Origin of the sequence: Phenylobacterium sp., assembly GCF_035539035.1 — a bacterium.
Taxonomy (GTDB): domain Bacteria; phylum Pseudomonadota; class Alphaproteobacteria; order Caulobacterales; family Caulobacteraceae; genus Phenylobacterium.
Genome location: NZ_DATLJI010000014.1, coordinates 262,691 through 280,259, shown reverse-complemented (window position 1 = coordinate 280,259; position 17,569 = coordinate 262,691). Strand labels below are relative to the sequence as shown.

Genomic DNA, 17,569 nt, shown 5'->3' with positions numbered 1-17,569 from the left:
ATTGGAACGCGGCCTGCCAGTGTACGTTGACCGGTCTTCAGGGGGAGTTCCATCCGGATGGTGGCGGACGACGAGTTGGTGGCGCGCGCCCCGTCGGTGGCGGATGCTCCCGATTTCGCCGCGCTCTTCCGCACGCTGCCCAGCCCCTACATGATCCTCGATCGCGAACTGCGGTACGTGGACGTCAACGAGGCCTACTGCACCACCCTGGAACGCAGACGGGAAGACCTGATCGGGCGTCCGCTTTTCGAGCTCTTCCCCAATCCCGGCGAGAGCGGGCGCAGGCTCAGGGAGTCCTTCGAACGGGTGCTGGAGTCAGGCCGGCCGGACTCCCTTCCCCTGATCCCCTATCCGATCGAGCGGCCGGCCAGCCGCGGCGGCGGATTCGAGATGCGCTACTGGTCGGCGGCGCACGTGCCCCTGCTCGGCCCCGACGGCCGCACCCGTTATATCGTCCAGAACACGGTGGACGTGACCGAGCTGCAGCGGCTCAAGGAGATGGCCTACGGCCCCGGCGGCGAAAGTTATCTCGCGCCCGCGCCGGGCGAGACGGACCTGCTGCAGCGCGCCGCGGAGGTGACGGCCCTTAACGCCGCCCTGACCCAGGAGACCCGCGGCCTTCGGGACCTGTTCATGCAGGCGCCCGGCTTCATGGCCGTGCTCACCGGTCCCGAGCTGACCTTCGCCCTCGTCAACAACGCCTACCAGCAGCTCATCGGCCATCGTCAGGTCATCGGCCGGTCGGTCGAGGACGCGCTGCCGGAGGTCCGCGAACAGGGCTTCGTCCAGCTCCTGCAGGGGGTGCTCGAGAAGCGCGAACCCTTCCTGGGCCAAGCGCTTAGCGTGCGGCTCCAGCGCACGCCGGGCGGCGACCTGGAAGAGCGCTTCGTCGACTTCATCTACCAGCCCATCACCCACCCGGACGGAGACGCCTGGGGCGTGTTCGTGCAGGGCAGCGACGTCACCGACCGTGTGCTGGCCGAACGGCAGCAGAAGCTGCTGCTCGACGAACTGAACCACCGGGTGAAGAACACGCTGGCCACGGTCCAGGCGATCGCCGCCCAGACGCTGCGCACCAGTCCCGAGCCCGCGGCCTTCCGCGAGGCTTTCGAGGCTCGCATCCTGGCGCTCGCCGCCACCCACGACCTGCTCACCGCCACGAGCTGGCGCAGCGCCGACCTGCGCGACGTGGTGCTGGTCGAGCTGAAGCCCTTCGGTCCCGAACGCTACCGGCTGGAAGGACCGGACGTGGCGCTGGCCCCGGCCGAGGCCCTGACGCTGGGCCTGCTGTTCCACGAACTCGCCACCAACGCCGCCAAGTACGGGGCCCTCTCCGTGGCCGAAGGCCGGGTCGAGGTGCGCTGGAGCGTGGAGGCGGGACGGCTCGACCTCGGCTGGCGCGAGACGGGCGGGCCGGCTGTCGCCCCGCCCACCCGGCGGGGCTTCGGATCGCGCCTGATCGAGCGCAGCCTCAAGGGGCAGATGGGCGGCGAGGCGGTGCTGGAGTTCGCCCCGCAAGGCCTGTGCTGCGCCGTCAGCCTGCCCCTGAAGGGCGTCGCCTAGGCGGTCAGCCCTGCCCGCCGACCAACTTGGCCATGGCGTCCAGGTAGCGGATGAAGGCGGCCCGGCCGGCCTCGGTGAGGCTCACGCGGGTCAGGGGCTTCTTGCCCGCGAAGCTCTTGTCGATGGCCACATAGCCGGCCTCCTCGAGCTTGCGCAGGTGGACCGACAGGTTGCCGTCGGTGGCCTGCAGCCGGGTCTTCAGCTCGTTGAAGTCGGCCGTGCCGCCGCTCGCGAGGTAGGCCATGACGCCGAGCCGTAGCCGCCCATGGATCACCTCGTCGATCGCGCCGATGTCGAAGTCGTCCATCACGCCGCCCGCTTCGCCTGGCGCATCAGGACCAGGCCCGGCGCGGCGAGCAGGCCCAGCAGCCCGAGGCCGAACAGCAGCCACATCATCGGCTGGTCGACGTACCAGGCCGCGGCGACCGCCGTCAGGAAGGCGCCGCCGGCGACCGCCTTCATCCAGGCCTGCCGCATCAGGGTCGCGGCGACCAGCCAGGCCGATCCGTAGAGGGCCATCAGGATGCAGGGAAAGACCGACATCAGGTTCGGGATCTGCAGCCGCCAGGTCACGACGCCCAGGCTGATGCCGATGACGAAGATCGCCCAGCCGACCGCCGACCAGGCCACGCCGGTCGCCACCTGGTAGGGGCTCCCGTCGCGCGGAATGCCGCGCAGCAGCCCCGCGAGCGCGATCAGGTACACCACCGTCGCCGACAGGAAGACGCCGGCGTACATCCAGTTCTCCAGGGCGCCCGTCGCGAGCAGGACCCAGACCGCGAGGCTCGCGGCGCCATAGATCGTACCGGCCGCCAGCAGGATGGAGCCGCCGACCATCGGCCGGTCCCGGCCCGCCTCGGCCAGGCCGCGCATGAAGGCGATGTCGTCACTCAGGTTCTGGTTCGGTTGGGCCATGTCAGCCGCTCCCCTTGATGAATGACGCCGTTCTACGAAAAGTACTTTGTGTTGTAAAGTTCTTTTCCGCCGTTCTCTGGCGGGGCGGTCGGATGGGGTGCGGATCAGACCTTCACGGACCCGGAGGCGATCTTCTCGAACACCGCCTTGGTGACTTTCACGTAGCCGCGCTTGGCGTCGTGGAAGAACAGCGGGCCCTTGATCTTCGCCGGGTCGTAGCCGTCGGCGACGAGGTCCATCTTCCGCACCTTGAAGGTGCCGGTGGTCTGCATCTCCGGCAGCAGGCGCACGAACAGCGGCTGGGCGTAGGACGGCAGCTCGCGGGCCACATGCTCGCCGAACGCCTTGATGTCGAACTCCGGCCCGACGACCAGGGCCGCCATCCCGGCGCGGCCGTCGGCGCCGTCGACCGCCACCCCGTAGACGTTGACCTCCTTCACGCCGGCCGCGGCCTGCAGCCGCTCGGCCACCTCGTTGGTGGACACGTTCTCGCCCTTCCAGCGGAAGGTGTCGCCGATGCGGTCGACGAAATAGAGATAGCCGTCGGCGTCGGACTTCATCAGGTCGCCGGTGGCGAACCAGCGGTCGCCCTTCTCGAACACGTCCCTAAGGACCTTTTTCTCCGAGGCCGCCTTGTCGACGTAGCCGGTGTAGTCAGTGCGCGCGTCGCCGCCGATCTTGCCGATGCACTCCCCCACCTGGCCGGGGCCGCATTCGATGCAGAAGCCGTCCGTGCCGCGGATCGGCTGCTCGGTCTCCACGTCGAACTGGATCAGCCGCACGTTGAAACGCTTGCGCAGCCACTTGGGCGCGCGCCCGATGGCGCCTTCCCGGCCGTCGAAGTTGAACAGGCTGACGTTGCCTTCGGTGGAGCCGTAGAACTCCAGGATCTCGGGGATCCGGAACCGGCGCTTCAGCTCCGGCCAGACGTCAGGCCGCAGGCCATTGCCGAACGCCAGTCGGATCTTGTGCCGGGTTTCGTCGGGGTGTTCGGGGGCGTTGACGAGGTAGCGGCAGAGCTCCCCGATGTAGACGAACATGGTGCAGCCCTCGGCCACCACCTCCTCCCAGAAGTGGCTCGCGGAGAACTTGCGGCGCAGCACCACGGAGCCGCCGTTCAGCAGGGCCGCCCCCAGCGCGCAGAGGCCGCCGGTGGCGTGATAGAGCGGCAGGCTCACATAGACCCGGTCGCTGGCCTTGGCGCCCGTCGAACCCGCGAAGCCGCGCATGTAGAGCTGGGCCCGGACATGGGTGATCCGGGCGGCCTTCGGCATGCCCGTGGTGCCGGAGGTGAAGATCAGCAGCGCCGTGTCGCGCGCCTTCATGTCCTCGCGCACGATGCGGTCGGGCGGCAGCATACTGCAGCTCTTCAGGGCCTGGACCAGGTCGCGCTGGTCGCCGTGGGCGGGGCCCAGCACCCACTGCTGCAGGGTGCGCTCGAGCAGCGGCCGCGCGGCCTCGAACACCGGGGAGGTCTCCGAATCCACCACCACGTGGTTGGCCTGGCTGATGTTCAGGCAGTGGGCGAGCGGCAGGCCGGCCAGCTGATTGTTGATCAGCGCCGTGACCACCCCGATCTTCGACAGGCCGTACCAGACGCAGAAGTACTCCAGCCGGTTCGGCATGAAGAGCGCCACCGTCTGGCCGCGCCGGACGCCCAGCCCCTTGGCCCAGTGGGCGAAGCGGTTGGCGATGGCGTCCATCTCCGCATAGGTGACGGTGCGCCCCTCGAAGGTGATGGCCGGCCGCTCGCGCCAGCGCTCCACCGCCGCCTGCAGGTCGTCGCAGATCAGGTTGTCCGAGTCCGGCGCGATGGATTTCACCCGCCCCAGCGTCCGATTAAGCCCGCGCAGAAAACGCCACTCGCGCTGGAGCCTTGCCTTAAGGCGCATCCCGTCCTCCGACCTGAGGCGCGAGCTTGGCGGCGGCCTGGGCAGGCGGTCAAGGAAAGGCGCGGGCGCGGATGGTCACACCTGTTACACGCGGCGCCGGCGCCACAGCGGCGCGGGCCCCGGACGGTGTAGTATGGGCCATGGCCGACCTACCCCGCGCGATCCTGTTCGACCTCGACGAGACCATCATCTCGTTCGGCCGGCGACCCCTCCTGCTCCTGGAGGTGGCCGAGACGTTCGGCGCGGACCTGGCGCCCGTCACGCCGCAGCAGGTGGCGAACGCCATGGAGGCCAAGTTCCGCTGGTTCTGGTCCGACGAGGACCGCCACCAGCAGTGGCGCTTCCGACTGGAGGCGGCGCGGATCGAGGTGGCCCGCCTGGCTTTCCGGGACCTCGGCGCGCCCGCCCACCTCGCCCGCCCCTTCGCCGAGCGATTCCACGCCTATCGGGAGGCGCAGGCCGCCTTCTTCCCAGGGGCGCTCGAGGCGCTCGACACGCTCAAGGCGCGCGGCGTGCGGCTGGCCCTGGTGACCAACGGCCACGCGACGCCCCAGCGCGCGAAGGTGGAGCGCTTCGACCTCGCCCCACGCTTCGATCACGTGCAGATCGAGGGCGAGCAGGGCTTCGGCAAGCCCGAGGAGCGCGCCTACCTCCACGCCCTGCAGGCGCTCGGCGTGGGCCCGCACGAGGCCTGGATGGTCGGCGACAACCTGGAATGGGAGGTCGCCGCGCCCCAGCGGCTGGGCATCTACGCCATCTGGCACGACCACCTTGGCGAGGGCCTGCCGCCGGACAGTCCCGTGCGCCCCGACCGGATCATCCGCTCCATCGCCGAGCTTGTAGAATAAGGCCATTCCACGGCGAAGCTCGCCAGATTTCCGCCGCCTTGGCGGAGACGCCGCAGGCATTCGCCGCGCCACAGGCCTGTATTTCAAGACTATCCTGCGGCCCCAGTCCTGATGACTTCCGGTCCCAGAGCAGGCGGATAGTCTAGAATAGCCAAGCTCCCCGATCACGATTGCGGAACCGGCTGCGCCGTGCCGGGTTTCCACCTCCAACAGATTTCCTGGAGGGACTGAGCATGTCCATGAACTACAACCCGTCCTCGCAGGGCCCGTCGGGCTCGCAGGAGACCGAAGGCTCGATGTTCCCGGCGAACCCGATCTGGGAGCGCTCGGCCAAGAAGCGCCGCGGCTTCGGCGGCGGACGCAAGACGACCACCGAAGCGAGCAGCACGACCGCCGCCAGCGCGGCCTCGACGGCTGGCGCGGGCGCCTCGGCGATGGACTCGCCGATGGACCGGCCGGTGAGCTCAGGCGCGACCTCGTCGGGCGCTTCGGTTCTGGATTCGCCGATGGACCGCCCGGTCGGCACGACCACTGGCGTCTCGGCGCTGGACGCGCCGATGACGTCGGCCTCGACCATCCCGCCGCGGACCAGCACGGATCGTGAGATCCGCACCGAGACCATGACGGCCGCCCCGCCGCGGACCCGCACGACGACCACGACCACCGCCAAGAAGAAGGGGGGCGTTCCGGCCGCCGCGCTCGCCGCCGGCGTCGTGGCTCTGGGCGGCCTGGCCGCCGCGGGCTGGTACGCCAGCCAGCCGCAGGACACCGGCGTGGCCGAACTCGCTCCGGGCGAGCCCACCGACATGGCCGCCGCCGGCGGCTCGACCATGGCGGCGCCGGCCCCGATGGAAATGGCCGCCAACACCGCCGCCCCTCCGGTGACGCCCGCCGCCCCGGCCGCGACCGCCACCGCCACGACGGAGCGCAGCGCGCCGGTCGCCCGCAGCACGACCCGCACCACGCGGACCGCGACCGCCCGCACCCGTCCGGCCGAGGCGGCCCCCGCGGCCGGTGACGTGGGCGTCAACGCCAGCGCCACGGCCACCCTGCCCGGCGGTCCGGTGCCCTATTCGAACCTGAGCGGCGCGGCCGCGGCGACCACGCCTTCGGCCGCCACGGACACCCCGCCGGCCGTGACGCCGACCCCGACGGCCCCGACGGCCATCGACCCGGCGCCGGTGGAACCGGTTCCGGCGCCGAGCGCGTCCAGCCCGACGCCTGAAACCACGCCGGAAGCGACGCCCGAGGCGACGCCCCAGCCGTAACCCCTTTCCGTTGGGGATAAAGAAGAGGGCGGCTCCCGCAAGGAGCCGCCCTTTTCATTCGCCCCTACCGGTGGCGCAAGCGGCGAAGTCCCCGGGGCAGCGGCGGCGGCTCGCAACCGGCCGGCAAGGCGCCGGGCTCCACCCGCAGCAGGCTCAGGACCCGCTGGGATCCCAGCCGGTCGGGCCAGCGGATGGTGTCACCTGCCCGCATGCCGATCAGCGCCGCCCCGGCGGTGGACAGGACCGGCAGCTCCTGCGGTGAGAGCGCCTGCGGCACCAGCTGGGCGGTGGTCGGCTGCTCGTCCTGGTCGGCGATGAACTCCACCCAAGAGCCCAGCCGGGCGACGTCAGCCCCCACCGCGTCGTCCGGCACGATGTCCGCGCGCTCCAGCTCCTCCAGCAGGGCCGCCGCGATCCGCGGGGCGTCGATCAGCGCGTGGATCGCCGCCGCCGTGAGCCGGCGGTGGTCCGACACGCCGATGAAGATCGGCGGCCGGTCGGGAAACGCCACGGCGCTCATCGCGCATAGGCCCGGACGGCGGCGACGGCTTGCAGCCCGACCTCCAGGTCGCGCAGCCGCTGCTCGTAGTCGAAAGGGCTCAGGGCCATGTCAGACCTCCACCGCTTCGATCTCGACGACCCGCGGCCGCCCGTCGGCCCCGCTCCAGCTGAAGGCGGCGCCGGCGCAGAGGCCGAGCAGGGCGGCGCCCACGGGCGAGAGCACCGACAGCCGCCCGGCGTCGATGTCGGCCTGGTCGGGACAGACCAGGGTGACGCGCCGGGCCTCACCGGAGGTCAGCTCGCGGTAGGTCACGGCCGAGCCGAGGCGCACGAAGCGTTGCGGGGCCTCCTCGGGACGCACCACGATCGCGCGGTCGAGTTCGCGGCCGAGCAGCTCCGCGCCGAGGGTGCGGCCGAGGCCGGCCAGATTGGAGAGCCGCTCGTAATCCGCCTCCGTCACATAGACGGGGGGAGGTTTCAGGTCTTGGGCCAGCATGGCTGGGCCTCCTTCGGATGGGACTCCTGCAACCGCGCGCAGGCGGTCTCCCGCGACAGCTGTCGCAGCCTGGAATCCAGTTGTTACGAAGTCCTCGCGCGCCGAAACCTGGTCCGCCGCACCGACGCCTCGTGATGTTCGGATGATCTTGCTGGAATTCCCCGAGCCCGGCTCTCAGGCTCTACATGGGCTCGGGGTCAGCCGCCTGCGACGACACGCCCGGCGTGACAGGTTCGACGCAGAATGTTGGCCGATTTCGACATGCCGACTGAACATGGGCTGGCCGTGCCGGGAAGTCAAACGGCGGCGGTTCCACCCGGGCCGCTCGCGCGTTAGACCAGAGCCATGGCAGTCGCGTTCACCAGGGAAGAGGACTACGAGGCCCAGGCGGCGGACCTGCCGGACCGGCCGGTCTCGGCGCACGCCAACCTGGTCACCGCCTCGGGGCTCGCGGCCATCGAGGCCGAGCTCGCCGCGGCGCGGGCGGCCTATGCGGCGGCGCAGGCCGAGGGCGGCATCAGCGCCGACCGCACGGCCATGGCCAGGGCCACTCGCGACCTGCGCTACTGGTCCTCCCGCCGCGCCAGCGCCCAGCTCACCGAGCCAGACCCGCAGCCCGACAAGGTGCAGTTCGGCAGCACGGTGGAGATCGAGCGCGAGGACGGCCGCAGCCAGACGTTCCGCATCGTCGGCGAGGACGAGGCCAATCCGGCGAAGGGCAGCGTGAGCTACGTCTCGCCGTTCGCCCGCGCGCTGCTCGGCAAGGTCGTCGGCGACGTCGTGGAGGTCAACGGCGCCGAGGTGGAGATCGTGGCCGTCGCCTGAGGCCGCTGCGCCTTCAGATCACCAGCACCTCGCCGTCGCGCAGCGTCCTGTGCGGTAGCCCCTGCGCCGCCAGCCAGGCTGCGGCCTGGGCGGCGGCCTCGGCCTCAGGGTGCTGCGAGCCGAAATGCGGGACGAGGCTGAAGGGCACGAGACCCAGCCCCTCCCAGACCGGCTCCGGGTCGTATCCTGCTACCACCACCTCCGGATCGTCCATCAGCTCCAGCCCGCGCAGGGTTGGCGCCGCGACCACCGCGCCCGCGCTCCAGCCGCCATAGACCAGGCCCCCGCCCGAAACCTCCCGGCGCAGGAGGGCGTCGAGTCCGCTCTGCCGCATGGCGCGGCGGAGAAGGAAGGCGTTGCCGCCGTTGGCCCAGACGAGCCGCACGCCGTCCAGCGTGGCCTCCAGTCGCGCCGGGTCGCCGAAGAAGGTTCGCAGGTCCAAGTCGAAGGCGTCCAGGCCTTGGCCGTTGAAGTGCTGCACAGGGTCGAAGACCGTGCGCGCGTGGGCCGTGCGATCCTCGGCCGGGATGAAATCAACGGCGTTGGAGATCACCGCCACCTTCGCGCGGGGTCCCAGGGCCCGCATGAGCTCGCCAAACCGGTCGCCCATGCGGAAGGAGGAAAGATAGAGCCTCAAGCGCGGCCCTCCAGACGCGGCCGGCGCGACGCCATGACCGGACTGCTATTGTGCCCGCCTGATCGGACATGGGAAGGCGCGCTGTGCGCTACGAGGCGGACTGCGAACTGTGGCTATGGCCGGGCGAGAAGGCCGCCTGGCACTTCGTGACCTTGCCACCGGAGACGGCGGCGGGCGTCCGCGCGCTGGTCGGCGGCCGCACGCGGGGCTGGGGCTCCGTGAGGGTGGAGGCGACGATCGGGAAGACCTCATGGCGCACCTCGATCTTCCCGGACTCGAAGTCGGGGTCCTTCCTGCTTCCGGTGAAGGCGCAGGTGCGGGTGCGCGAAGGCGTCGCCGCGGGCGACCGGGTGCGGCTCGCCGTGGAGATCCTGCTCTAGGCGTTGAGGGTGAACAGCTCGCGGCCGAACTCGTGGACGACCACGGACTTCGACTGCCGCTCGGCCAGCCGGCGGCGCAGCGCCGTGACGAGTTCGGCGTCGTTGGCGCACGTCAGGGCCTCGAACGCCGGAGGCGCCTGCTCGTCGTCGTGGAAATAGAGCTCGTAGGTCTTGTGCATCACGCTGAAGAAACACTGCTTTCGGGCGAACAGGGGTCTTCCTGCCAGAACGGGCGGAAAACCACACCCTGTGGAAAGTACGTAAGCGAAGCATCAGCACCGACGGGTTTCGTGCGCCCCCGTGCCGCATGGCGGATGGGCCGGGCTCGCGGCTATCTCTGGGCCTGCAGCATCGTCTCGTCTGAGTTGGGTTGAGGGCGTCACGTCATGAATTTCACGTCGAAGGAAGCGGCCGAGTGGGGCTCGGCGGTCCTGGTGTTCGCCTCGGGCGGCATGGCCGGGCACTACGCGTCCCTGGGCATGAGCCCGATCCAGTGGATGGGCGCGGCCGCCGCCGTGCTGGGGTCGGTGACGCTGGCGGTATGCGTGCGCGTCTGGCCGGCGCCTCAGAAGGCCGAGGCCGAGCAGCGCGACTGATCCCGCGCTGAGCGACTGTCCGGAAAGGCCCGCCTTGGCGGGCCTTTTTCATGTCCGCGTCACGGAACGTCGGCTAGCCGACTGAGCTGTGACCAGCGTCACCCTGGTCGGACCCAAGGTGGAGCTTAGTCCGCCCCGGGGCTGGGACGGTCGATCCGGATGCGTCGGCCCCGGAGATCGCCTTCCATGCAGACGACAAACCACAACAAGGGGTCGCGCCTTGCGACCGGCAGCTTCCTCACCGTCGGCGACTTCCTGATTTCGCCGAACCGCCGCTTCGTGGGCGTGCTCGAGCCGAACGGCTCGTTCGCGGTCTACTGGAACCCACTGGACCAGGTGGACTCGGACCCGACCACCTTCACCGGGCAACAGGCCAGCCGTGTCTGGTGGGCGCCCGGCGACAACCCCGGCCCGCACGTCTTCGTCATGCAGGAAGACGGCAACTGCTGCACCTATTGGGGCACGAGCCTGCAGGACCATTCGCAATCGCCCATCTGGGCGTCGGATACGCCCGCCGGCAAGGGACCGACCTATGTGGCCGAGCTGCGCAACGACAGCTCCTTCCACGTGCTGAAGGACGGGGTGTCCATCTTCGACTCGGCGACGCGGATCGAAGAGGTCGGGCTCAAGACCTGCGTTTCGGGGATCAACCGCTCGGCGCCGCAGAGCGGAGTCCTTGCGCTCTCGTCCCTGGCGCCGACCGGGACGGGCGCCCCCGTCCAGGGCCGCGCGAGCGCCCGCCTGCTCGGCGCCGAGCCCACGGACGATCAGGTCTGGCTGAGGCTCGACTGGAGCTTCCGCGACGACGAATACATCGGCCATCCGCGGGTCTTCAAAGGCATGGTGCTCATCAACCGGGCGACGGGCCTGGCGCTGGGATCGGACGGTCGGGGCCTGACGGCGATGACCGCCACGATCGACGACAACGCCCTGTGGGACCAGGGCGACCCGGAGTTCGGCACCGACCCTGCCACCAGGATGGCGGCGCTGCGGCTGCGCCGCGACGCGCGGTTCAACCTGAACGTCAAGGGCGACCCGCCCTACGCCTCGGGGACGGAGGTCGTCCTCTGGAACTGGTCGGGTCCGGCCGACAACCTCGTCTGGCGGCTGAGCCCTGCCAAGACCAGGGCGCCGGTCCCAGCCTAGGTTGCGGCGCGGAGCCCGCTATTCAGCGGGCTCCGAGGCCACCGGCACCAGAATCTCGCCGCCGGTCTCGCGGAACTTCCGCGACATCTCGGCCATGCCGGTCTCGACCTCGTTCTGCCCACGGGCGGCCTCGCGGATGTCCTGGCTGATCTTCATCGAGCAGAACTTCGGGCCGCACATGGAGCAGAAGTGGGCGGTCTTGTGCGCCTCCTTCGGCAGGGTCTCGTCGTGGTAGAGGCGCGCCGTCTCCGGATCGAGGCCGAGGTTGAACTGGTCCTCCCAGCGGAACTCGAAGCGGGCGCGGGAAACCGCGTCGTCCCACATGGCCGCGCCCGGATGGCCCTTGGCGAGATCGGCGGCATGGGCCGCAAGCTTGTAGGTGATGACCCCGGTCTTGACGTCGTTGCGGTCCGGCAGGCCCAAGTGCTCCTTGGGCGTGACGTAGCAAAGCATCGCCGTGCCGTACCAGCCGATCATCGCCGCGCCGATGGCGCTGGTGATGTGGTCGTAGCCCGGCGCGATGTCGGTGGTCAGCGGGCCCAGCGTGTAGAACGGCGCCTCGTGGCAGTGCTTGAGCTGCTCGTCCATGTTGGCCTTGATCTTGTGCATGGCCACGTGGCCCGGCCCCTCGATCATCACCTGGCAGCCGTGCTTCCAGGCCACCTTGGTGAGCTCGCCGAGCGTCCGGAGTTCCGCGAACTGGGCCTCGTCGTTGGCGTCCGCCGTCGAGCCGGGCCGCAGCCCGTCGCCCAGCGAGAACGAGACGTCGTAGGCCCGCATGATCTCGCAGATCTCCTCGAAGCGCTCGTAGAGGAAGCTCTCGCGATGGTGGGCCAGGCACCACTTCGCCATGATCGAACCGCCGCGCGACACGATGCCGGTCACCCGCTTCGCGGTCAGTGGCACGAAGGGCAGGCGGACGCCCGCGTGGATCGTAAAGTAGTCGACGCCCTGCTCGGCCTGCTCGATGAGGGTGTCGCGGAACACCTCCCAGGTCAGGTCCTCGGCGACGCCGCCGACCTTCTCCAGCGCCTGGTAGATCGGCACGGTGCCGATCGGGACCGGGCTGTTGCGCACGATCCAGTCGCGGATGTTGTGGATGTTGCGGCCGGTGGACAGGTCCATGACCGTGTCGGCGCCCCATCGGGTGGCCCACACGAGCTTGTCCACCTCGTCGTCGACGGTGGAGAGCACGGCCGAGTTGCCGATGTTGGCGTTGATCTTGACCAGGAAGTTACGCCCGATCGCCATCGGCTCGAGTTCGCCGTGGTTGATGTTGGCCGGGATGATCGCGCGGCCGCGGGCGACCTCCTGGCGGACGAACTCGGGCGTCACGAAGTCCGGGATCGATGCGCCGAAGTCCTCGCCGTCGCGAACGCAGGGGGAGGACTGCTCGCGGCGCAGGTTCTCCCGGATGGCGACGTACTCCATCTCCGCCGTGATGATCCCGGCGCGGGCGTACTCAAGCTGGGTGACCATCGACCCAGACTTCGCGCGGTAGACCTTCCGGCCCTCGTCGGGGAACTGCGGGGCGAGGTAGGGGCCGGTGGCGCCGCCGTTGTCCTCGGGCCGCACCTGGCGGGGCTCGGCCACCGCCTCCACGTCGCCGCGCGCCAGCACGAACGGCTCCCGCGTGCGCGGTAGGCCCTTGCGGATGTCGATCGAGACGGTCGGGTCGGTGTAGGGCCCGGACGGATCGTAGATGGTCACCGGCGGCTCGTTGGCGCTCGGATGCACCGCCACCTCGCGGAACGGCACGCGCAGCTCCGGGAACATGTCGCCGGCCGCATAGACCTTGCGCGAGCCGAGGCGCTCGCCCGTCGGGATGGTGGTGGGTTCCAGCGGGCCGGTGGGCTTGTTCATCGCGTGCTCCGTAGGCGGGACGGATCACGGGCGTCAGGTCGGACGGTTCAGCGCCTTCCCTTCGCCGGCATGACCCGGATCAGGTTCGACGGGTCGTGGGCTCACCCACCTCTCAGCCGCTCCAGCGCGGCCCCCCGAGGACGGCGGCGACGCTACGCCCGATCCTGACCGAAGGGAAGCGGTCTCACCCGCCGGTCGCCGGCGGAACCTTGGCTTTAGCGGGGGGTTTCCATAGCAACGCTTGGAGACACCCCATGAAGACCCTTGTTCCGGTGCTGGCCGCCGCCCTGGCGCTCAGCGCCTGCGCCGCTTCCCAGCCCCGGGTCCGCACGCCCGAGCAGGCCCGGACCCTCTCCGACGGCGAGGCGGCGCAGGCGGTGGCGATCGCCACTGCGCCGGGTCAGTGTTTCAAGCTGAGCCAGATGGGCCGGCACCGGGTGACGAGCGACGACAGCCTGCACGTGCGGATCGGCCGCCGCGACGTCTACCGGTTCGACATGGACGGCCCATGCCTGGCCGGCGCCACGTCCCGCGACCTGCTGCTGCGCCAGGAGCTGGCGGGCTCCGACACCGTCTGCCGGCCGAGCGCGATCCAGTTGACGATGCAGCGCCCCGACGGAAGCATCTCCCGCTGCGTGCTCAAGAACTACACCCTGCTCTCCCGCCGTGAGGCCGCCGCCCTGCCCCGGGCCCAGCGCCCCTGACCGCAAGCGCCGCCACGGGGCGTGCGGAACGGCGTTCGCTTGTCGTAGGTTGAACGCACAAGGAGGATCGCCATGAAGCTCGCACTGGCTCTGGCGCTGGGCGCGGCCACGACCCTAGCCGCCTGCGCCGACTACTACCCGCCGCCGCCGCCGCCCCCGCCGCCGCCCGGCGCGATGATCCCGCCGCCACCCCCGCCGCGCACCGCGCTGGCTCCCGGCGACTGCTTCCGAACCGCCGACATCCGCAACCACACCATGGGCGACGACCGGACCCTTTACGTCGACGTCTCCGGTCGCGGCGTCTACCGGATCGGCATGTCCGGCGCCTGCCTGGCCGGGGCCATCTCCTCGGATCCGCTGATCATGCGCCAGCCGCCGGGCAGCCCCATCGCCTGCTCGCCCATCGACCTGGACATCTCGGTCAGCAAGGGCGGCGGCAGTTTCTCCACGCCCTGCATCGTGGAATCGATCGTGCGGCTGACGCCGGCCGAGGTGGACGCCCTGCCGCCGCGGTTGCGGCCGTAAGGCTTGAGGTTTAGGGCGGGGGCATGCACCTCGCCCGCTTCAATCCCGTCCGCTTCGCCCACCTCCCCACGCCACTGGAGCCGCTGCCCCGGCTGACCGAGGCCCTGTCGGGCTCGCCGGGCGGCGGGCCGATGCTGTGGATCAAGCGCGACGACTGCACCGGCCTGGCCGGCGGCGGCAACAAGACCCGCAAGCTCGAGTACCTGCTGGGCGACGCGCTCGCCAACGACGCCGACACCCTGGTCACCCAGGGCGCCGTCCAGTCGAACCACGTGCGCCAGACGGCGGCGGCCGCGGCCAGGTTCGGCCTCGCCTGCGAGGTGATCCTCGAGCACCGCACCGGCTCCGACGCCCACGACTACAACCGCTCGGGCAACGTCCTGCTGGACGAGCTGCTCGGCGCGAAGCTGCGCACGGTCCCGGCCGGGACCGACATGAACCAGGCCTTGGCCGAGCTCGCCGCCGAGGTCGCCGAGCGCGGCGGGACGCCCTACGTCATCCCCGGCGGCGGCTCCAACATCATCGGCGCCCTGGGCTATGTGGAATGCGCCATGGAGCTGGTGATGCAGGCCAATGAGCTGGGCCTGGAGATCGACCGGATCGTCACCGCCACCGGCAGCGCCGGCACCCACGCCGGGCTGGTGGCCGGCCTGGCCATGATGGGCGCGGACATTCCGGTCCTCGGCATCGGCGTGCGCGCGCCCAAGGACGTGCAGGAGGCCAACGTCTTCCGCCTGGCCCAGGACACCGCCGACCTGATGGGGTACCGCGAGCGGGTCACCCGCGAGATGGTGGTCGCCGACTGCGACTATGTGGGCGAGGGCTACGGCCTGGTGGACCAGGGGGTGATCGACGCCCTGGCGCTCGCCGCCCGGACCGACGCCATCCTGCTGGACCCGGTCTACACGGGCAAGGCGATGAAGGGGCTGATCGCGCTGTCGCGGAAGGGCGCCTTCGACGGGGAGACGGTGGTCTTCCTGCACACCGGCGGCGCCCAGGGCCTGTTCGGCTACCAGACGGTGCTGGAGGGGCGGCTGTGACCGAGTCCCTAACGCTGGGGGTGGGGTTCTCGCATGAGTGACGACACCTCGCTCACGCTCGGCGTCCTGGGCGGCATGGGGCCGGCGGCGACGCTGGACTTCCTGGCCAAGCTCCAGGCCTACACCCCCGCCGAGCGGGACCAGGACCACATCCGCGTGATCGCCGACATCAACCCCAAGGTGCCGGACCGCAACACGCCAGGGTCCGGCGCCGGGCCCGTGCTGGCAGAGATGGCGGGGGCGCTCAGGGGCGCGGGGGCGGACGTCCTGGCCATCGCCTGCAACACCGCCCACGCCCACGCCGACCTCATCCAGCGCGCCTCGGGCCTGCCGCTGATCGACATGATCGAGACCGGCGCGCGGGCGGCGCACGAGACCGGCGCCATGCGCGCCGGCGTGCTCGGCACCAAGGGGGCGCTGAAGCTCTACCGGGAGTACCTCGCCGCCCAGGCCATGGGCATGATCACCCTCGACGCCGAGCGGCAGGAGGCCTTCATGGCCACCCTCTACCGGATCAAGGGCGGCGACACCGGCCGCGAGGTGCGGCGCGAGATGAAGGCCCACGCCGACGCCCTGGTGAAAGCCGGCGCCGAATGCATCATCGCCGGCTGCACCGAGGTTCCCCTGGTGCTCTCTCAGGAGGACCTGCGCGTGGACATGGTGGATCCCGGCGATCTCCTGGCGCGCCGCTGCGTCGCCGTGTGCCTGGGCTGGGAGGCCCTGCCCGCCTACCACGGGGCGTAGCCGACCGCGCCGATGTGACCGCGGTCACCTCCACAACCTCCGCGCGCCGCCTAGATCACAGCACGCCCAAGACGTGGTAGCGTCCCGGCGTTCCAGCGTCAGTCCCAGTCCGTAAGCGTCTTCCCGCGGCGGCGCCTTCGCGCGCCTCAAGATGGAGACCGTGACCATGGCGACCCAAATCGGCGCCCTGCGCAGCTGTTACGAGTACGAGAACCCCCAGTTGCACGACGGCCGGATCGGCTACGCCGCCGACCGCAGCGACGGCCAGGTCTGGACCGCCAGCGGCGCTTATTCCCGCAACTGGCAGATCGAGATCACCCACGCCGACCCCTCGAATCCCGGCTCGCAGGAGATCTGGCTCCTCTGGGCCCTCGACACGCAGCGCCTGAACCCGCCGCCGGGGCCCGGCGACTTCTTCATGAGCTGGGCCTATATGCCCCTGCTGCTCACCGCCCCGCCGGGCGGGCCTGTACGGCTGGGCGCGATCGGCCTCGACATCGACGAGATGAACGCCCACTGGGCGCCCGATTACCGGACCATTCCCAATCCCGACGATCCGACCCGGACGCTCGACGTCGTCAGGCTGCAGTCGCGGCTGAACCCCGGCTGGTTCCTCTGCCACGACCGCTACAACACCGGGATTCCGGGCACGGACCTGCCGATCGTGACGACGGCGCTCACCCTGAAGAACACCGAGGATCCCCAGACTGGCGGCATCGACCTCGACTGGGCGATGGAGTTCACCTCGGCCCCTTCCGCGACGGACCGGGCCAAGCCGGCGCGGGCCTGATCGGCGCCCGCCTCACCCGCATCCGACCTCATGCGCCGGCCGCGCGCCGGCCCCTCACAAGGAGTGTCCGCATGACCAGCTACGCCGCGCTGAGGAGCGCGCTTCCGATCGACCGCTTCCCGTCCCACGACGGCCGCATCGGCTACTACGCCGACCGCAGCGACTACCAGGTCTCCACCGCCACCAACCCCGGCCTCTCGCGCCGCTGGCGGATCGACACCTTCAGCCCCGTCACGCCGGGCGGGCCGCCGCGCTGGTCGCTCTTGGCCATCGACACCCAGCGGCCGGGGCAACCTGCCGGCGGCGACTACTTCATGATGTGGGCCTACCAACCGCTGCTCCTCTGCGGGATCAATGGGAAGACGACGCCGAAACTCTGGGGCGTGGGCTCCTGGTACGAGCCCGAGGAGTCCGGCGAGTGGCTGGCGGAGCAGCTGACCTGGCCCGACGGACGCGTCTTCACCCGCCTGCAGTCCCTGGCCAATCCGGGGTGGTACCTCTGCCACTCGCGGACGGACGGCTCGAACCCGGACGTCTACGACCCCCTGGTCATCAGCGACCACGTCGATCCGGCCACCGGAGGCCTCGACCTGTGCTGGACGATCGAGGACATCCCGGCGCCCGCGGCCGAGGCCCTGAACGTCTCGGCGACCGCCTGACCCAGAGCCGGGCGGCCCGGAAGGTGTCGCACGCCGCCGGTCGCCCGACTGCACGCCCACGCCGAACCAGCGCATGCGCTGCTCGGCCGAGCCGTGGGTGAAGGCGTCGTTTGGTGGCCATCACGTCCGGCTGGGATGCGGTCCCGCACTCCGTGGTTTGAACGCCGGATCGGCAGA

The 17,569-nt window shown here is 70.6% G+C and carries 21 protein-coding genes and 1 riboswitch; of the genes, 13 read left to right on the top strand and 8 right to left on the bottom strand.

What is annotated here, in order from left to right; translation table 11 throughout:
- The first annotated feature begins 57 nt into the window (after positions 1 to 57).
- On the top strand, positions 58 to 1,563 hold the full coding sequence (locus VM685_RS11070) for a sensor histidine kinase (protein WP_325460205.1): 1,506 nt from the start codon (positions 58 to 60) through the stop codon (positions 1,561 to 1,563).
- Between the two features lie 4 nt (positions 1,564 to 1,567).
- Here the strand turns inward: VM685_RS11070 and VM685_RS11065 are convergent, their stop codons facing one another.
- From VM685_RS11065 to VM685_RS11055, 3 genes are all read right to left on the bottom strand, one after another.
- Positions 1,568 to 1,870, bottom strand: coding sequence for a winged helix-turn-helix domain-containing protein (locus VM685_RS11065; protein WP_414693356.1), 303 nt, complete (start codon positions 1,868 to 1,870; stop codon positions 1,568 to 1,570).
- A complete protein-coding gene (locus VM685_RS11060) occupies positions 1,870 to 2,478 on the bottom strand; it encodes a hypothetical protein (protein WP_325460203.1) in 609 nt (202 codons plus the stop codon). Before VM685_RS11060 ends, VM685_RS11065 begins: the two co-directional genes overlap by 1 nt.
- Before the next feature lie 104 nt (positions 2,479 to 2,582).
- Positions 2,583 to 4,370, bottom strand: coding sequence for a long-chain-acyl-CoA synthetase (locus VM685_RS11055; RefSeq protein WP_325460202.1), 1,788 nt, complete (start codon positions 4,368 to 4,370; stop codon positions 2,583 to 2,585).
- Between the two features lie 140 nt (positions 4,371 to 4,510).
- Between VM685_RS11055 and VM685_RS11050 the strand changes: the two genes are divergently transcribed.
- Together VM685_RS11050 and VM685_RS11045 are read left to right on the top strand one after the other, a co-directional pair.
- Positions 4,511 to 5,218 carry an HAD family hydrolase gene (locus tag VM685_RS11050; protein ID WP_325460201.1) on the top strand — a complete coding sequence of 236 codons (708 nt, stop codon included), beginning with the start codon at positions 4,511 to 4,513 and terminating at the stop codon, positions 5,216 to 5,218.
- 233 nt (positions 5,219 to 5,451) lie between these two features.
- Complete coding sequence (locus tag VM685_RS11045) at positions 5,452 to 6,486, top strand: hypothetical protein (RefSeq protein WP_325460200.1); 1,035 nt, start codon at positions 5,452 to 5,454, stop codon at positions 6,484 to 6,486.
- 64 nt (positions 6,487 to 6,550) lie between these two features.
- On the opposite strand, the gene VM685_RS11040 is transcribed toward VM685_RS11045, so the two are convergent.
- Together VM685_RS11040 and rnk are read right to left on the bottom strand one after the other, a co-directional pair.
- Entirely contained in the window at positions 6,551 to 7,006 is a 456-nt protein-coding gene (locus tag VM685_RS11040; protein ID WP_325460199.1) for a hypothetical protein, read from the bottom strand.
- A 90-nt stretch (positions 7,007 to 7,096) separates the two neighbouring features.
- The gene (gene rnk, locus VM685_RS11035) at positions 7,097 to 7,483 is read right to left on the bottom strand and encodes a nucleoside diphosphate kinase regulator (RefSeq protein ID WP_325460198.1); all 387 of its coding nucleotides are present in this window, start codon (positions 7,481 to 7,483) and stop codon (positions 7,097 to 7,099) included.
- A 345-nt stretch (positions 7,484 to 7,828) separates the two neighbouring features.
- Here rnk and greA point away from each other — a divergent pair, with 345 nt between their 5' ends.
- Positions 7,829 to 8,308, top strand: coding sequence for a transcription elongation factor GreA (greA, locus tag VM685_RS11030; protein WP_325460197.1), 480 nt, complete (start codon positions 7,829 to 7,831; stop codon positions 8,306 to 8,308).
- Positions 8,309 to 8,321: 13 nt separating this feature from the next.
- Here the strand turns inward: greA and VM685_RS11025 are convergent, their stop codons facing one another.
- On the bottom strand, positions 8,322 to 8,945 hold the full coding sequence (locus VM685_RS11025; RefSeq protein WP_325460196.1) for a Type 1 glutamine amidotransferase-like domain-containing protein: 624 nt from the start codon (positions 8,943 to 8,945) through the stop codon (positions 8,322 to 8,324).
- 68 nt (positions 8,946 to 9,013) lie between these two features.
- On the opposite strand from VM685_RS11025, the gene VM685_RS11020 reads away from it, so the two are divergent.
- Entirely contained in the window at positions 9,014 to 9,325 is a 312-nt protein-coding gene (locus tag VM685_RS11020; protein ID WP_325460195.1) for a DUF1905 domain-containing protein, read from the top strand.
- Here VM685_RS11020 and VM685_RS11015 read toward each other — a convergent pair.
- The gene (locus VM685_RS11015) at positions 9,322 to 9,504 is read right to left on the bottom strand and encodes a hypothetical protein (protein WP_325460194.1); all 183 of its coding nucleotides are present in this window, start codon (positions 9,502 to 9,504) and stop codon (positions 9,322 to 9,324) included. The genes VM685_RS11020 and VM685_RS11015 overlap by 4 nt on opposite strands.
- A 207-nt stretch (positions 9,505 to 9,711) precedes the next feature.
- Between VM685_RS11015 and VM685_RS11010 the strand changes: the two genes are divergently transcribed.
- Entirely contained in the window at positions 9,712 to 9,921 is a 210-nt protein-coding gene (locus tag VM685_RS11010) for a hypothetical protein (RefSeq protein ID WP_325460193.1), read from the top strand.
- Between the two features lie 186 nt (positions 9,922 to 10,107).
- Positions 10,108 to 11,067: a hypothetical protein gene (locus tag VM685_RS11005; protein ID WP_325460192.1), complete on the top strand. Its 960-nt coding sequence runs from the start codon at positions 10,108 to 10,110 to the stop codon at positions 11,065 to 11,067.
- A gap of 18 nt (positions 11,068 to 11,085) precedes the next feature.
- Here VM685_RS11005 and thiC read toward each other — a convergent pair whose 3' ends face one another.
- Positions 11,086 to 12,930, bottom strand: coding sequence for a phosphomethylpyrimidine synthase ThiC (thiC, locus tag VM685_RS11000; RefSeq protein WP_325460191.1), 1,845 nt, complete (start codon positions 12,928 to 12,930; stop codon positions 11,086 to 11,088).
- Positions 12,931 to 12,969: 39 nt separating this feature from the next.
- Positions 12,970 to 13,077, bottom strand: a riboswitch (TPP riboswitch).
- A 107-nt stretch (positions 13,078 to 13,184) separates the two neighbouring features.
- Here thiC and VM685_RS10995 point away from each other — a divergent pair.
- From VM685_RS10995 to VM685_RS10970, 6 genes are all read left to right on the top strand, one after another.
- A complete protein-coding gene (locus VM685_RS10995) occupies positions 13,185 to 13,634 on the top strand; it encodes a DUF6491 family protein (RefSeq protein WP_325460190.1) in 450 nt (149 codons plus the stop codon).
- A gap of 72 nt (positions 13,635 to 13,706) precedes the next feature.
- On the top strand, positions 13,707 to 14,159 hold the full coding sequence (locus VM685_RS10990) for a hypothetical protein (RefSeq protein WP_325460189.1): 453 nt from the start codon (positions 13,707 to 13,709) through the stop codon (positions 14,157 to 14,159).
- A gap of 23 nt (positions 14,160 to 14,182) precedes the next feature.
- Positions 14,183 to 15,199, top strand: coding sequence for a D-cysteine desulfhydrase (locus VM685_RS10985; RefSeq protein ID WP_325460188.1), 1,017 nt, complete (start codon positions 14,183 to 14,185; stop codon positions 15,197 to 15,199).
- 33 nt (positions 15,200 to 15,232) lie between these two features.
- The gene (locus VM685_RS10980) at positions 15,233 to 15,943 is read left to right on the top strand and encodes an aspartate/glutamate racemase family protein (RefSeq protein WP_325460187.1); all 711 of its coding nucleotides are present in this window, start codon (positions 15,233 to 15,235) and stop codon (positions 15,941 to 15,943) included.
- A gap of 166 nt (positions 15,944 to 16,109) precedes the next feature.
- Positions 16,110 to 16,733, top strand: coding sequence for a hypothetical protein (locus tag VM685_RS10975; RefSeq protein WP_325460186.1), 624 nt, complete (start codon positions 16,110 to 16,112; stop codon positions 16,731 to 16,733).
- A 71-nt stretch (positions 16,734 to 16,804) separates the two neighbouring features.
- Positions 16,805 to 17,392, top strand: a complete 588-nt coding sequence (locus tag VM685_RS10970; protein WP_325460185.1) for a hypothetical protein — start codon at positions 16,805 to 16,807, stop codon at positions 17,390 to 17,392.
- Positions 17,393 to 17,569: the final 177 nt, after the last annotated feature.